The 14,183-nt window shown below is 58.5% G+C and carries 15 protein-coding genes; 6 read left to right on the top strand and 9 right to left on the bottom strand.

Features of this window, described 5'->3' with window-relative positions:
- Window positions 1–67: 67 nt before the first annotated feature.
- The 9 genes from hycI to hycA form a co-directional block, all read right to left on the bottom strand.
- The gene (gene hycI, locus LZ634_RS15105) at window positions 68–547 is read right to left on the bottom strand and encodes a hydrogenase maturation peptidase HycI (protein ID WP_234506750.1); all 480 of its coding nucleotides are present in this window, start codon (window positions 545–547) and stop codon (window positions 68–70) included.
- A 23-nt stretch (window positions 548–570) separates the two neighbouring features.
- The gene (locus LZ634_RS15110; RefSeq protein ID WP_234506752.1) at window positions 571–981 is read right to left on the bottom strand and encodes a formate hydrogenlyase maturation HycH family protein; all 411 of its coding nucleotides are present in this window, start codon (window positions 979–981) and stop codon (window positions 571–573) included.
- Window positions 978–1,745 (bottom strand): NADH-quinone oxidoreductase subunit B family protein, encoded by a 768-nt coding sequence (locus LZ634_RS15115; RefSeq protein ID WP_234506754.1) that lies wholly within the window; start codon window positions 1,743–1,745, stop codon window positions 978–980. Before LZ634_RS15115 ends, LZ634_RS15110 begins: the two co-directional genes overlap by 4 nt.
- Window positions 1,745–2,287: a formate hydrogenlyase complex iron-sulfur subunit gene (locus LZ634_RS15120; protein WP_052282189.1), complete on the bottom strand. Its 543-nt coding sequence runs from the start codon at window positions 2,285–2,287 to the stop codon at window positions 1,745–1,747. Before LZ634_RS15120 ends, LZ634_RS15115 begins: the two co-directional genes overlap by 1 nt.
- Before the next feature lie 165 nt (window positions 2,288–2,452).
- Window positions 2,453–4,162, bottom strand: a complete 1,710-nt coding sequence (gene hycE, locus LZ634_RS15125) for a formate hydrogenlyase subunit HycE (protein ID WP_234506757.1) — start codon at window positions 4,160–4,162, stop codon at window positions 2,453–2,455.
- Between the two features lie 16 nt (window positions 4,163–4,178).
- Entirely contained in the window at window positions 4,179–5,102 is a 924-nt protein-coding gene (locus tag LZ634_RS15130; RefSeq protein WP_061284729.1) for a respiratory chain complex I subunit 1 family protein, read from the bottom strand.
- Window positions 5,103–5,104: 2 nt separating this feature from the next.
- On the bottom strand, window positions 5,105–6,931 hold the full coding sequence (gene hycC / locus LZ634_RS15135; protein ID WP_234506759.1) for a formate hydrogenlyase subunit 3: 1,827 nt from the start codon (window positions 6,929–6,931) through the stop codon (window positions 5,105–5,107).
- The gene (locus tag LZ634_RS15140) at window positions 6,928–7,536 is read right to left on the bottom strand and encodes a 4Fe-4S dicluster domain-containing protein (RefSeq protein WP_061284731.1); all 609 of its coding nucleotides are present in this window, start codon (window positions 7,534–7,536) and stop codon (window positions 6,928–6,930) included. The genes hycC and LZ634_RS15140 overlap by 4 nt, the downstream gene beginning before the upstream one ends.
- 83 nt (window positions 7,537–7,619) lie before the next feature.
- The gene (gene hycA, locus LZ634_RS15145; RefSeq protein ID WP_234506762.1) at window positions 7,620–8,087 is read right to left on the bottom strand and encodes a formate hydrogenlyase regulator HycA; all 468 of its coding nucleotides are present in this window, start codon (window positions 8,085–8,087) and stop codon (window positions 7,620–7,622) included.
- Window positions 8,088–8,301: 214 nt separating this feature from the next.
- On the opposite strand from hycA, the gene hypA reads away from it, so the two are divergent.
- The 6 genes from hypA (at window position 8,302) to flhA (ending at window position 14,168) form a co-directional block, all read left to right on the top strand.
- Window positions 8,302–8,652 carry a hydrogenase maturation nickel metallochaperone HypA gene (hypA, locus tag LZ634_RS15150; RefSeq protein ID WP_234506763.1) on the top strand — a complete coding sequence of 117 codons (351 nt, stop codon included), beginning with the start codon at window positions 8,302–8,304 and terminating at the stop codon, window positions 8,650–8,652.
- Window positions 8,653–8,655: 3 nt separating this feature from the next.
- Window positions 8,656–9,528: a hydrogenase nickel incorporation protein HypB gene (gene hypB / locus LZ634_RS15155; protein ID WP_234506765.1), complete on the top strand. Its 873-nt coding sequence runs from the start codon at window positions 8,656–8,658 to the stop codon at window positions 9,526–9,528.
- Complete coding sequence (locus tag LZ634_RS15160; protein ID WP_035892574.1) at window positions 9,519–9,791, top strand: HypC/HybG/HupF family hydrogenase formation chaperone; 273 nt, start codon at window positions 9,519–9,521, stop codon at window positions 9,789–9,791. The genes hypB and LZ634_RS15160 overlap by 10 nt, the downstream gene beginning before the upstream one ends.
- Window positions 9,791–10,912 carry a hydrogenase formation protein HypD gene (hypD, locus tag LZ634_RS15165; RefSeq protein ID WP_234506767.1) on the top strand — a complete coding sequence of 374 codons (1,122 nt, stop codon included), beginning with the start codon at window positions 9,791–9,793 and terminating at the stop codon, window positions 10,910–10,912. Before LZ634_RS15160 ends, hypD begins: the two co-directional genes overlap by 1 nt.
- Window positions 10,909–11,919 (top strand): hydrogenase expression/formation protein HypE, encoded by a 1,011-nt coding sequence (hypE, locus tag LZ634_RS15170; RefSeq protein WP_234506769.1) that lies wholly within the window; start codon window positions 10,909–10,911, stop codon window positions 11,917–11,919. Before hypD ends, hypE begins: the two co-directional genes overlap by 4 nt.
- A 167-nt stretch (window positions 11,920–12,086) precedes the next feature.
- The gene (gene flhA / locus LZ634_RS15175; protein WP_234506771.1) at window positions 12,087–14,168 is read left to right on the top strand and encodes a formate hydrogenlyase transcriptional activator FlhA; all 2,082 of its coding nucleotides are present in this window, start codon (window positions 12,087–12,089) and stop codon (window positions 14,166–14,168) included.
- Window positions 14,169–14,183: the final 15 nt, after the last annotated feature.

The following is a 14,183-nucleotide window of genomic DNA, read 5'->3' on the forward strand; positions in this document are numbered from 1 at the left end:
GAGGGCTGGGGTGAGGGTTTAGCGCGGTGCCTTACCCCCTTCGCCCGGCACAACGCAGAGGGAAAAACTACGCCTCGTCTTCACACTCCGCTTCCAGCTGCGCAAAACCGCCATTCCCTTCCCAGCCTTCAAGACGCTGATAAACCACTTCCACCGCCTCTTTAATCGCCTGGGTCATCGGGTAATAAAAACCGACGATATCCGGCTGAATGCCGAGGAAAATCACCTCCCCCACATCCTCTTTAAGCTGGTCGATAAGGTAGTTCAGCGGCATGTTGTGGGTGGTCATCATAAACATCTCGGCGATGTCGTCCGGATCGATAATCCGTATTTCGCCGGGATTGAGCCCCATATCGGTGGCATCCACCAGCAGCAGGCGCGACGGATTCAGCTCGCGAATAGCGACGATATCATTCTCCGGCGCGCTGCCGCCATCGATCACAACCCACGCCCCTTTCGGCTGGGCCGCGCACATTTCTGCCAGCAGCGGGCCCGCGCCGTCATCGCCCATCATGCTATTGCCGACACAGAGTAAAACGTCAGTCATGGTCATTCCTCAATCGTTAAAATTCAGTCGCGCAGGCGACGCACCATCAGATAGATAGCGCTCTCCTGGTGGATGGCGTGCAGCATATTGAGCATCGACTGGCTCCACTCCTTCTGCGCCGGCGTTTGTGACGCACGCGCTTTATCAAACGCGTTCGCCAGCATCGACACGTGGTTGCTGTCGATAACAATTTCGCCGTACTTCGGCACGCCTTCCATTTTTCGCCGCGCCGTACTGCCCGCCTCCAGCGTGCCAATCCACGCCAAATACTCGTCCCACGGGCAGGTCAGCGCGGCTTCGAGGCAGTCGATGACCCCGAGGTGGTGGCCAATCGCCAGGCTGTAATAAACGACCTGCTGCGCCTCATCGGGCGTGGCATCGTTCTCATCAATAAATTTACGGCTCAGTTGACTGAACACCACCTGTTCGCTCATCGAATACGTGCCTCTTCTACTACGTGACTCAGTTGCGTGACGATTTCCGTCAGACGCGGATCGTTTTCCGTGGTCAGCCATTGCTGAACCTGGGCATCGCCCTGGTTCAGACGCAGCATATAGTCATCGGCAATCTGGCGACCATAGCGGTATCCGGCCAGACGGCGCGCGGCGCGATCAATCTGCACGCGCAGCGGCTGGACCATATCCGGATGCAGAATTTCTGCCGGCTGTGCGTCCAGTTCACCCGGCGCACGGGCGTGGATTTTCTGCTCCAGCAGGCCCAGCGCCATGGCGAAACCGTACAGCGTCGCCGCAGGGGTTGGCGGGCAGCCTGGGATATACACATCGACCGGCACGATTTTGTCAGTGCCGCCCCAGACGCAGTACAGGTCGTGGAAGATACCGCCGCTGTTGCCGCAGGCCCCGTAGGAGATACAGATTTTTGGGTCCGGCGCGGACTGCCAGGCGCGCAGCGCCGGTGAACGCATGGCGCGGGTCACCGCCCCGGTAAACAGCAGAATGTCAGCGTGACGCGGCGATGGCACCACTTTGATACCAAAGCGCTCGGCATCGAACAGCGGCGACAGCGTGGCGAAAATTTCGATTTCACAGCCATTACAGCCGCCGCAGTCTACGCGGTAAACGTAGGCGGAACGTTTGATGTTTTTTAACAGCGACGCTTTCATGCTGGCGATAGACTCATCTACCGTCATCGGCACCGGCATGCCGTTGTCGTCGCGTGGCCCGATTAGGTTGCTCATCAGATAGCCCCTTTCATGTGGCGAGTCAGGTCAATACGGTCGGAAGGCACCAAACATTTCTGACGCTTACATTCCGGGCAGGTTTCAAAGCTCTCGCGGTGGTTTTCCGCGCGGCTGTCGCCATTGTGTTTGAGGAGCGCAATGGCGTAATCAATCTCTTTTTGCACCGCAAACGGACGCTGGCACACGCGGCAGTTGCAGATATCAAAGCGCGACTGCTGGAGGAAATCCTCTTTCTTCCACACCGCCAGCTCATACTCCTGCGACAGCTTGATGGCCGCCGTCGGGCACACTTCTTCGCAGCGACCGCAGAAGATGCAGCGGCCGAGGTTGAACTGCCACGCCAGTTGGTTGGTCACGCGGTCGGTTTCCACCGTCAGGGCGTTTGACGGGCAGGCGTTGACGCAGGCCGCGCAGCCAATGCACTGCTGCGGGTTGTGCTCCGGCTTGCCGCGAAAGTTTTTATCAACCGGCATCGGCTCCAGCGGATAGGAGGATGTCGTGACGCCGGTTTTTATGGCTTTTTTAATAAAGGTAAACATAGTTGCTCCCAGCTTGTGTGCGGTGTTTTACCCTCACCCTAGCCCTCTCCCTACAACGGAGAGGGGACAGAACGGCGTAGCCAGTAAATACGCACGCGCTCTGCCCTTCCCCCTCGCCCCTATGGGGAGAGGGTCGGGGTGAGGGGCCCTCACACAAAGGCCCAATTATTTCAGCGGCGAGTTCTTACGCTCGATGCTGTAGCGCTCAAGCTCTTTGTACGGCACGACCTTGCTCTTTTTCTTACGCACATCGACCACGGTCATGCGGTCGGTACAGGAGTAGCAAGGGTCGAGGCTACCGATAATCAGCGGCGCATCGGAGACGGTGTTCCCGCGCAGCATATAGCGCAGGGTCGGCCAGTTGGCGTAGGTCGCCGCGCGGCAGCGCCAGCGGTACAGCTTCTGGTTGTCACCGGTCATGCTCCAGTGGATATCGTCACCGCGCGGTGCTTCGGAGAAGCCCAGCGCAAAGCGGTTTGGAATGTAGGTGAAACCTTCCACCGCCAGCGGGCCGCCAGGCAGGTTATCGAGGCCGTAGTCAATCATGTTCAGCGCGGTGAACACTTCGTTGATACGCACTTTCAGGCGCGAGATAACGTCGCAGCCCTGCTCGCTATGCACTTCCATTGGCAGCAGACCGTAACCGACAAACGGGTGATCGGCGCGGGTGTCGCGGGCGTGGCCGCTGGCGCGAACCATCGGGCCGACGTTGCTGAAGTCACGGGCAATTTGCGGATCCAGACGGCCGATACCGACGGTGCGCTGTTCCATATTTGGCGTGCTGAGCAAAATATCCACCAGATCCTGCACGTCGCGGCGCATCTGCTGCGCCAGCTGACGAGTCTGGATCATGTCATCTTTCAGGAAGTCACGACGGATACCGCCAATCAGGTTCAGGCCATAGGTTTTACGCGCACCGGTGAGGATTTCCGCCATTTTCATGGAGGCTTCACGGACGCGGAAGAACTGCATAAAGCCGGAGTCGAAGCCGGTGAAGTGACAGGCCAGGCCGAGGTTCAACAGGTGCGAGTGCAGGCGTTCAACTTCCAGCAGAATGGCGCGGATCATCTGCGCACGTTCCGGCACCACGATGCCCATCGCGTTCTCGACGGAAGTGGTATAGGCGGTGCTGTGGGCAAAGCCGCAGATGCCGCACACGCGGTCGGACAGGAAGGTCACTTCGTTGTAACCCATACGGGTTTCCGCCAGTTTTTCCATGCCACGGTGGACATAGAACAGACGGTAGTCGGCGTCGATAATGTTTTCGCCGTCAACAAACAGGCGGAAGTGGCCCGGTTCATCGGAGGTCACGTGCAGCGGGCCAATTGGCACCACGTTGTTTTTCTTGGTGCCCAGTTCGTTGATGAACTCGTAGGTCTCGGCATCGGTCGTTGGGGCCGGGCGCTGGCGATAGTCCATGCTGTCTTTACGCAGCGGATACAGCTCGTCCGGCCAATCGTCCGGCAGCACCAGACGACGTTCGTCCGGCAGGCCGACCGGGATCAGGCCGTACATATCGCGCACTTCACGCTCGCCCCATACCGCCGCCGGCACGCGCGGCGTGACGGACGGGTATTCAAGGGTGTTAGCGTCAACTTCTACGCGCACGGTTACCCAGCATTTGGTGCCGGTTTCCATCGACAGCACGTAGTAGACGGCGTAATGACCGTTCAGCTTACGTTCATCGTTGCCGAATAACACCGACAGCCAGCCGCCCTGCTGGTAGTAAAGAAACTCGACGACTTCCGGCAGGTAGTTGACCTTCACGGTAATCGTTAACTGGTCTTTGGTCTGCCAGGCTTCATCCAGCACTACGCCAGGAAAGGCCTGGTGCAGCGCAGCGAGGTAGTGTTGACCCACTTTTTCTTCAGACATGCTCAAAACTCTCTTATCACGCCACCAGCAAGGAGACGAATGCTAAAAAGGCCAAACCGAACCCGGTCCAGGTGATGCGGCCGGTGATATCCAGACGCAGACGCGCCATGCTGTTTTCGAACAGCGCAATAATCAGCACGCCAACCACCAGCTTGACGATGGCGGCAATCACCGCCAGCACCAGACCGCCAACGCTAAAGCTGGTCATCTGGCCCCACGGGATAAAGACGCCAACAAACATTTGCAGCACCACCAGCTGTTTCAGGCTAATGCCCCACTTCAGCACGCCGAAACCGCTGCCGCTGTATTCAGACAGCGGGCCTTCCTGCAGCTCCTGCTCCGCTTCCGCCAGATCGAACGGCAGCTTGCCCATTTCGATAAAGGTGGCGAAAGCGCAGGCGCAGAACGCCAGCACCAGCGGAATGCTGCGGCTGGCCGGCCAGTGGTAGATGGCGTCGGTGATATTGCTGATATGGGTTGAACCGGCAACCAGCGCCGCCACCCACAGACCCAGCAGCAGCATCGGCTCGACCAGCACGCCGAGCATCGCTTCACGGCTGGCGCCAATGGCGGTGAACGGGCTACCGGTATCCAGCCCGGCAATGGCGAAGAAGAAGCGCGCCACGGCAAACAGGTAGATAAGCGTAATCAGATCGCCCAGACCCGGCAGCGGTGAGGCTACGGTCACCACCGGCAGCGCGGTGGCGATAGTCAGCATCACGCCAACCATCACAAACGGCGTCAGGCGGAAGACCCAGCCGGAAGCGTCCGGGCCAATGCTCTGACGGCCCAGAAGTTTGATGATGTCGCGATACTCCTGCATCACGCCCGGCCCACGACGGTTATGCAACCGTGCGCGCAGCACGCGGGTGATGCCGGAAAGCAGAGGCGCGACGGCAAACAGCACCAGCGCCTGCAATAAAGCAAATAAGACCGTCATGTTCAGGCTCCTTGAGAGATGACAATCACGACCAGCACCGCCAGTTCAACCAGCGCCAGACGGGCGAGCAGCGGTGCAGCCGCCGCGTTCTGCCAGCCCGGAACCAGGGAGACCGGGTTGAGCCACTGGCGCAATTTCAGTACCGGGGCAAAGGCCTGTTTTACCGGCATAGCAAAGCCGTGTGCGGTAATGACCATTGACTGTTCGTGGTCGTAACCACAGACCCAGGCCGCGCCGCGGGAACGGCTTGGCAGGCGGTTGCCTTTGAGCAGCGCAAGAATAATGAACGGCAGCAGCGGACAGGCAATCAGCAGCAGCGTAATCATCGGCTGAGAGACCACGGTGTGAGCGGTTTCGATAGGCAGCGGTACGGCGGTACCCAGCAGCGGCAGCAGCCACGGCGCGGCAACACCGCCGATGATGCACAGCAGCGCCATCACCACGGTGCTTGCCGCCATCAGCAGCGGCGCGCAGCAGGCGTTTTCCGCCTCTTTAGTGCGCGGTGCGCCAAGGAAGGTCACGCCATACACTTTCGCCATACACATCACCGCCAGTGCGCCGGTAATTGCCAGGCCAACGGCCAGCAGCGGCCCCAGCAGGCGGCCGACAAACGCGCCGCTATTGCTCAGTTTGAAGAAGGATTGATAGATAACCCACTCGCCGGCAAAACCGTTCAGCGGTGGCAGTGCCGCCATCGCCATCAGGCCAACCAGCATCGCCAGTGAAATCATCGGCATGCGTTTACCAATGCCGCCCAGCTTCTCGATATCGCGATGGCCGGTACGGAACCAGACCGCGCCCGCGCCGAGGAACAGCGTGGTTTTAAACAGGCTGTGGTTGAGCAGATGATACAGACCACCCACCAGACCTAGCGCCACCATCACCGGCTGTTGTAATGCCAGACCGGTAACGCCCACGCCTAAACCGAGCAGGATGATGCCGATATTTTCCAGGGTGTGATACGCCAGCAGACGCTGGATATTGTGTTCCATCAGCGCGTACAGGCCGCCGACGAAAGCGGTAATCATGCCGAGAACCAGCAGCGCAATGCCCCACCACAGCGGCTGCGAGTTGCCCAGCAGCGAAATGGTCAGGATACCGAGCAGCCCGACTTTCATCACCACCGCGGAGAACAGTGCCGCCGCCGGTGCGCTGGCGTTGGCGTGCGCCTGAGGCACCCAGCCGTGCAGCGGGATAATGCCAGCCAGCAGGCCGAAGCCGAGCACGCACAGCACCCAGATATCAGAACCGATTGGCAGCATCTGCGCGCGTTCAGCCAGCAGCGCCAGATCCAGCGTGCCGTAGCGCTGCCACAGCAGTAGGCAGGCAATCGCCAGCAGAAGAGTGCCAAGACGACCCAGTGCAAACCACAGTTTGCCGGAGGTGATGCAGCCGGTCAGGAAGGCACCGCACAGGGCCATGATTTCGGCCATCACCACCATGGAGCCAAAGCTTTCCGCAACGATCGCGCAAACGGCGGCCGCCAGCAGCACGTTGACCAGCAGGCCATTGTTTTTCACGTTCGGATGACGATGCCAGTCGATGTTGTACAGGCTCACGAACAGCCCGCACAGACCTAGCGCAATCAACCACACCGCGTTCAGCGGCGTGACCACCACGCTGTAGTGCACCAGCGACAGTTGGCCGATGACCGGAAAGGCGTGAATCAGCACCTGAATCCCGGCCAGCGCCGCGCACAGGCTACCCAGCGCACCGCCAATCCCGGCCACAAGACCGCTCAGGGATTTCTTGAACGACAGCAAAAAGGAGAGCACTGCGGCAAAAGCGAACCACGCTACCGCGCTATTGATTAGGGTCATCACGCTCATTTCACCTCTCCTTGTTGCGTCTGGAACAGCGACAGATCGCCTAAATCGGTGTGGAAGGTCAGCTCGCGTTTACGACGGCTGGCACGGGCGATGTCGGTGTTATTGACCAGGTGCAGCGCTTTCGTTGGGCAGGTTCGAACACAGGCCGGCCCTTGCTCATCGAAATGGCACAGGTCGCATTTCACCGCGATAGCACGTACGCCAGGCACCCAGTCCAGCAGCGTACTGACGCGTGCCGGAGCCGGCGGCGCAGGCAGCGCTTTCGGGGAGTTGGCATTCGCCGGGATGTCCAGTGGGCGACTGCCGGAAAATTCAATGGCGCCAAACGGGCAGGCAATGCCGCAAAGTTTGCAGCTCACGCACAGGCTTTCGTTGAGCTGTACGGCCCCATCAACGCGGGTAATGGCATTTACCGGGCAAACCCCGGCACACGGCGCGTCTTCGCAGTGGTGACACATCTGCGGCGCGGATTCTTTTTCATTGAGCATTACTCTAAGCCGCGGCATTGATTGCAGGCCGTGATGGCGATGCGTTTCCGCGCAGGCCGCTTCACAGGTACGGCAACCAATACAGACGGTAGAGTCAGCAATTACAAAACGATTCACCAGGTCTTCCTCAGGTGATAGTCATTTTTGACGAAATCATGCAGAGCAGGTGTCATTTCGACACCCGTCGACACACCGATAACTCAGGCGAGATTTGCCCGTTGAGGTTCACGTGCCAACTGGCCGAAATTGACCGGGCTGTCGCTCTCAAGCGCGGCATACAAGGTGTTGTATACCGGAGAAATTTTATCCAGGTAGTGTTCCAGTACCTGCTCGCGGTCGCGGATATTGACGGTCCCGTCGATAAAGCCGCTGGTGTTAAGCTCGGCGCGTGCAACGCACTCTTTATTCAGGCCATCACGCGTTTCTACGTAGTACTCCACGGTGTGGCTGTTAAAGCCTTCGGACAGGCTCACGGACACCACAAAGTGCTCGAACAGCACGAAGCTCAGCTCTTTCTCCGGCGCGCAGTTCATGGCGTGATGCAGACGCGCTTTTGACAACGTGATCCCTTGAACCAGAGAGTTACAGTACACGCGCCATTGATCCTGATGGCGGCGGTGACGATCGGCGATAAAGTCGGCCTTCTCGCTAATTTCCCAAATAGTCATGTCGGTTACCCGGTTAATAGAAACAAGCCTTCTAAGCACTTTTCATGCCATATTTTTAAGATGCTGATTTTAATAATTTTTATATAAATGACATGTCTGCGGTGACATGTCATTTCGTCAAAGTGACATCGTCATCGACAGTCTTTAACGCACCATTTCAATCTCTGGCATCGTTATTGCATTACGTCTGCGAGTAATGAAAACAGGAGGCGTCATGCACGAAATTACGCTCTGCCAGCGCGCGCTGGAGATTGTTGAACAGCAGGCCGCGCAGAACGGCGCAAAGCGCGTTACCGGCGTCTGGATTAAAGTCGGCGCGTTTTCTTGCGTCGAGACCAGCGCGATGACCTTTTGTTTTGACCTGGTGTGCCGCGGCACGCTGGCTGAAGGCTGTGAACTGCACGTTGAAGAGCAAGAGGCGGAGTGCTGGTGTGAAGCCTGTCAGCAGTATGTCCAGCTGGTGTCGATACATGTGCGCCGCTGCCCGCAGTGCAACAGCGACAACCTGCGCATCGTCGCCGACGACGGTTTACAGATTCAGCGAATTGAAATTGATCAGGAGTAAAGTATGTGTAGCACCTGTGGTTGTGCCGAAGGCAACCTCTATATAGAGGGCGATGAACGTAACCCGCATTCCCTGTTCCGCAGCGCCCCCTTCGCACCGGCAGGCCGTCCGGCCCTGTCGATTACCGGCGTTCGAACCCAGGAATTCCAGCCGCAGGCGGCCGATAATGGCGACCTGCACTACGGTCACGGTGAAGCCGGGACCCACGCGCCGGGCATGAGCCAGCGGCGGATGCTGGAAGTGGAAATCGACGTGCTGGATAAAAACAACCAGATTGCCGCCCGTAACCGCGCGCGCTTTGCCGCTCGCGAACAGCTGGTGCTAAACCTGGTTTCCAGCCCGGGTTCCGGTAAAACCACCCTGCTCACCGAAACCCTGATGCGCCTGAAGGACAGCGTGTCCTGTGCGGTCATCGAAGGCGACCAGCAGACGGTCAACGATGCCGCGCGTATTCGCGCCACCGGCACGCCGGCCATTCAGGTCAACACCGGTAAAGGCTGTCACCTCGATGCGCAGATGATTGCCGATGCCGCGCCGCGTCTGCCGATGGAAAGCAACGGTATTCTGTTTATCGAAAACGTCGGCAACCTGGTATGCCCAGCCAGCTTTGACCTTGGCGAACGCCATAAAGTGGCGGTGCTGTCGGTCACCGAAGGCGAAGACAAGCCGCTGAAATATCCGCATATGTTTGCCGCTGCCTCGGTGATGCTGCTGAACAAAGTCGATCTACTGCCGTACCTGAACTTCGACGTCGAGCAGTGCATCGCCTGCGCCCGTGAAGTCAATCCGAATATTGAAATCATCCTTATCTCCGCCACCAGCGGCGAAGGGATGGATACATGGTTAACCTGGCTGGAGACGCAGCGATGTGCATAGGCATTCCCGGACAAATCTCCGCCATTGACGGCGTACAGGCAAAAGTCGACGTTTGCGGGATTAAGCGCGACGTCGATCTGACGCTGGTCGGCGCGGTGGACGAAAACGGCCAATCGCGCATTGGCCAATGGGTGCTGGTACACGTGGGTTTTGCCATGAGCATCATTAACGAAGAAGAGGCGCGCGACACCCTGGCGGCGCTGGAAAATATGTTTGAAGTCGAGCCGGACGTCGGCGCGCTGTTGTTCGGTGAGGAACGGTAATGCGTTTTGTTGATGAGTACCGTGCACCGGAACAGGTGATGCAGCTTATCGCGCACCTGAAATCCCGCGCGCAGCAGCTGTCCTATACCGCCGAGCGCCCGCTGCGCATTATGGAAGTGTGCGGCGGTCATACCCACGCGATTTTCAAATTCGGCCTCGACCAGCTGCTGCCGGAAAATATCGAGTTTATCCACGGCCCTGGCTGCCCGGTGTGCGTGCTGCCGATGGGGCGTATCGATACCTGTATTGAAATCGCCAGCCATCCCGAGGTGATTTTCTGCACCTTTGGCGACGCCATGCGCGTCCCGGGGAAAAACGGTTCGCTGATGCAGGCCAAAGCGCGCGGTGCGGATATTCGTATCGTCTATTCGCCGATGGATGCGCTAAAACTGGCGCAGCAAAACCCGGATCGCAAAGTGGTGTTCTTCGGTTTAGGCTTCGAAACCACCATGCCGACCACCGCCATCACGCTGCAACAGGCAAAAGCGCACAACGTCAGCAACTTCTTCTTTTTCTGCCAGCACATTACGCTCATCCCAACGCTGCGTAGCCTGCTCGATCAGCCGGATAACGGCATCGACGCGTTTCTCGCGCCGGGGCACGTCAGCATGGTTATCGGTACCCACGCCTACGGATTTATTGCCAGCGACTATCATCGTCCGCTGGTGGTGGCAGGCTTTGAGCCTGTCGATCTGCTGCAAGGGGTGAACATGCTGGTGGAGCAAAAAATTGCCGACCACAGCTGTGTTGAAAACCAATACCGCCGCGTGGTGCCGGACGATGGCAACCTGCTGGCGCAGCGGGCGATTGCCGAGGTCTTTGCGGTCAAAGGCGACAGTGAATGGCGCGGCCTGGGGTTAATTAATGATTCCGGCGTACAGCTGACGCCAGCCTATCAATCCTTTGATGCCGAAGCGCATTTTAAACCGCAGCCGCAGCGCGTGTGCGATGACCCGCGCGCCCGCTGCGGTGACGTGCTCACCGGGCGCTGTAAACCGCATCAGTGCCCGCTGTTTGGCGCGACCTGCAATCCGCAAAGCGCATTCGGCGCGCTGATGGTCTCCTCTGAAGGAGCCTGCGCCGCCTGGTATCAATATCGCAGTCAGGAGGCAGAAGTATGAACAGCATTCAGTTAGCCCACGGCAGCGGCGGCCTGGCCATGCAGCAGTTGATCGACAGCCTGTTTATGAAGGCCTTCAATAACCCATGGCTGGCAGAGCAGGAAGATCAGGCGCGAATTTCGCTGGCCACGCTTACCGCCCACGGTGACCGACTGGCGTTCTCCACCGACAGCTACGTTATCGACCCGCTGTTCTTCCCCGGCGGCAACATCGGCAAGCTGGCCGTGTGCGGCACCGCCAACGATGTCGCGGTCAGCGGCGCCGTTCCGCGCTACCTCTCCTGCGGTTTTATTATTGAAGAAGGGCTGGAGATGGCGACGCTCGAAGCGGTGGTCAACAGCATGGCGGCTACCGCTAAAGCTGCCGATATTGCTATCGTCACCGGCGACACCAAAGTAGTGGGCCGCGGCGCGGCGGACAAGCTGTTCATCAACACCGCCGGAATGGGCTCAATTCCGTCAGACATTCACTGGGGCGCGGCAACCTTAACCCCCGGCGATGTGCTGATTGCCAGCGGTACGCTCGGCGACCACGGGGCCACCATCCTCAACCTGCGCGAACATTTGGGGCTCGACGGCGAGCTGCAAAGCGACTGCGCGGTGTTAACGCCGCTGATTCAGAGCCTGCGCCCGATTGCTGGCGTCAAAGCGCTGCGCGACGCCACCCGCGGCGGCGTTAACGCCGTAGCTCACGAGTTTGCCGCCACCAGCGGGTACGGGGTTGAAATCCACGAACAGAATTTACCGCTTAAGGATTCTGTGCGCGGCGTGTGCGAATTATTAGGACTGGACGCGCTTAACTTCGCTAATGAAGGTAAACTGGTCATCGGCGTTAGCCGGGAAGCGGCCGATGAAGCCCTGGCAACACTGCGCGCCCATCCTTTGGGCTGTGATGCCGCTATCATTGGCGAAGTCACTGAACGTCGTGGAGTACGCGTTGCCGGGCTGTACGGCGTGAAACGGACATTAGACCTCCCTCATGCGGAGCCGCTTCCCCGAATTTGTTAACAGACCTCTCAAGGTCTGAATTTTATTATTATTATTAAACCTTATGGATTTCGCGCAGCAGGAATCCGCCGCTCAGCGAAACCCGGAGCAGCCAATCCTTGCCGCGCGAAATACGGCGGGTTTTATTATTTCTTGCGCCCCATGTGGCGCATTTATAGGCAAGCAACATGTCGTATACACCGATGGGCGATCTCGGGCAGCAGGGGCTGTTCGATATTACCCGGACGCTTCTCCAACAACCCGATCTCGCCGCGCTCAGCGAAACGCTGGCACAGTTGGCGAAACAATCTGCGCTAGCGGACAGCGCGGCCATCATTCTGCTACAGCCGGGCAACCAGCGGGCGGGCTATTATGCGACGCGTGACGCCGGCATTACGCTGGCCTACGAAGACGATAATCTGTTGGCTAACGGCCCCGTCAGACGTTTACTGTCGCGTCTCGATGCGCTGCACTGTAGCTACAGCGAATTCAGCGAAGCCTGGCCGCAGCTGGCCAAAAGCGAGCTTTATTCCCCATTCGGCCACTATTGCCTGCTGCCGCTGGCGGCCGAAGGGCGCATTTTTGGCGGCTGCGAATTTATCCGCCAAAACGACCAGCCGTGGACGGAAAAAGAGTACCAGCGCCTGCACACCTTTACGCAAATCATCGCCGTCGTCACCGAGCAGATTCAAAGCCGGGTGACCAATAACGTCGATTACGATCTGCTGTGTCACGAGCGCGATAACTTCCGCATTCTGGTGGCTATCACCAACGCCGTGCTGTCACGTCTGGATATGGACGAGCTGGTAAGCGCGGTGGCCAAAGAGATCCACTACTACTTCAATATCGACGCCATCAGCGTGGTGCTGCAAAGCAACCGCAAAGGCAAGCTGAACATCTATTCGACGCACTATATCGACGTCAACGATCCGGTCCACGATCAGAGCGAAGTCAATGAGTCAGGCACCCTGACCGAGCGGGTGTTCAAGAGCCAGGAAATGCTGATGCTCAATCTCAACGAACAGGACAAGCTCGCCCCGTACGAGCGTCATTTGTTTGAGATGTGGGACGATAAAATCCAGACGCTGTGCCTGCTGCCGCTGATGTCCGGCGACAAGATGCTCGGCGTATTGAAGCTTGCCCAGTGCGATGAAAAAGTCTTTTGCGCCGCTAACCTCAAGCTGCTCAAGCAGATTGCGGAACGCGTGTCGATTGCCGTCGATAACGCCCTCGCCTATCAGGAAATTCATCGCCTGAAGGAACGTCTGGTGGACGAAAACCTGGCGCTGACCGAACAGTTGAACAACGTGGACGGCGAGTTTGGTGAAATCATCGGCCGCAGCGAGGCGATGTTCAACGTCCTCAAGCAGGTTGAGATGGTGGCCCCCAGCGACAGCACGGTGCTGATCCTCGGTGAAACCGGCACCGGGAAAGAGTTAATTGCCCGCGCTATCCACAATCTGAGCGGACGTAACGGCCGCCGAATGGTGAAAATGAACTGCGCCGCCATGCCGGCCGGCCTGCTGGAGAGCGATCTGTTCGGTCACGAACGCGGCGCGTTCACCGGCGCCAGCACCCAGCGCATTGGCCGCTTTGAGCTGGCGGATAAAAGCTCGATGTTCCTCGATGAAGTCGGCGATATGCCGCTTGAGTTGCAGCCAAAATTGCTGCGCGTCTTACAAGAGCAAGAGTTTGAACGGCTGGGCAGCAACAAGCTGATCCAGACCGACGTTCGTCTGATCGCCGCCACCAACCGCGATCTCAAACAGATGGTATTGGATCGCGAATTTCGTAGCGATCTCTACTACCGCCTGAACGTTTTCCCGATCCACCTGCCACCGCTGCGCGAACGTCCGGAAGATATCCCGCTGCTGGTGAAAGCGTTCACCTTCAAAATTGCCCGCCGTCTGGGGCGCAATATCGACAGCATTCCGGCCGAAACCCTGCGTACGCTCTGCCAGATGGAATGGCCGGGTAACGTCCGTGAGCTGGAAAACGTCATTGAGCGGGCAGTGCTGCTGACCCGCGGCAGCGTCTTGCAGCTGTCGATGCCTGAACTGGCGTTTGCCAGTGAAGAGCCAGAAGCTGCGCCGGTCGCCGAGGCGGCAAAAGAAGGTGAGGACGAATATCAGCTGATCGTTCGCGTACTGAAAGAGACCAACGGCGTTGTCGCTGGTGCCAAAGGCGCGGCGCAGCGGCTGGGGCTCAAGCGCACAACATTGCTCTCCCGAATGAAACGCCTGGGCATTGATAAAGATGCACTAATGTAATGGCTGTGGCTATAC

Origin of the sequence: Kluyvera intermedia (assembly GCF_021440345.1) — a bacterium.
GTDB lineage: Bacteria > Pseudomonadota > Gammaproteobacteria > Enterobacterales > Enterobacteriaceae > Kluyvera > Kluyvera intermedia_A.

What these genes read in the sequence shown, in the direction of transcription:
- LZ634_RS15110 (WP_234506752.1), bottom strand. Translation starts at nt 981, where the DNA reads ATGAGCGAACAGGTGGTGTTCAGTCAACTGAGCCGTAAATTTATTGAT.
- hycC (WP_234506759.1), bottom strand. Translation starts at nt 6,931, where the DNA reads ATGAGCGTGATGACCCTAATCAATAGCGCGGTAGCGTGGTTCGCTTTT.
- hycI (WP_234506750.1), bottom strand. Translation starts at nt 547, where the DNA reads ATGACTGACGTTTTACTCTGTGTCGGCAATAGCATGATGGGCGATGAC.
- hycE (WP_234506757.1), bottom strand. Translation starts at nt 4,162, where the DNA reads ATGTCTGAAGAAAAAGTGGGTCAACACTACCTCGCTGCGCTGCACCAG.
- LZ634_RS15160 (WP_035892574.1), top strand. Translation starts at nt 9,519, where the DNA reads ATGTGCATAGGCATTCCCGGACAAATCTCCGCCATTGACGGCGTACAG.
- hypB (WP_234506765.1), top strand. Translation starts at nt 8,656, where the DNA reads ATGTGTAGCACCTGTGGTTGTGCCGAAGGCAACCTCTATATAGAGGGC.
- hycA (WP_234506762.1), bottom strand. Translation starts at nt 8,087, where the DNA reads ATGACTATTTGGGAAATTAGCGAGAAGGCCGACTTTATCGCCGATCGT.
- LZ634_RS15115 (WP_234506754.1), bottom strand. Translation starts at nt 1,745, where the DNA reads ATGAGCAACCTAATCGGGCCACGCGACGACAACGGCATGCCGGTGCCG.
- LZ634_RS15130 (WP_061284729.1), bottom strand. Translation starts at nt 5,102, where the DNA reads ATGACGGTCTTATTTGCTTTATTGCAGGCGCTGGTGCTGTTTGCCGTC.
- hypE (WP_234506769.1), top strand. Translation starts at nt 10,909, where the DNA reads ATGAACAGCATTCAGTTAGCCCACGGCAGCGGCGGCCTGGCCATGCAG.
- LZ634_RS15120 (WP_052282189.1), bottom strand. Translation starts at nt 2,287, where the DNA reads ATGTTTACCTTTATTAAAAAAGCCATAAAAACCGGCGTCACGACATCC.
- hypA (WP_234506763.1), top strand. Translation starts at nt 8,302, where the DNA reads ATGCACGAAATTACGCTCTGCCAGCGCGCGCTGGAGATTGTTGAACAG.
- flhA (WP_234506771.1), top strand. Translation starts at nt 12,087, where the DNA reads ATGTCGTATACACCGATGGGCGATCTCGGGCAGCAGGGGCTGTTCGAT.
- hypD (WP_234506767.1), top strand. Translation starts at nt 9,791, where the DNA reads ATGCGTTTTGTTGATGAGTACCGTGCACCGGAACAGGTGATGCAGCTT.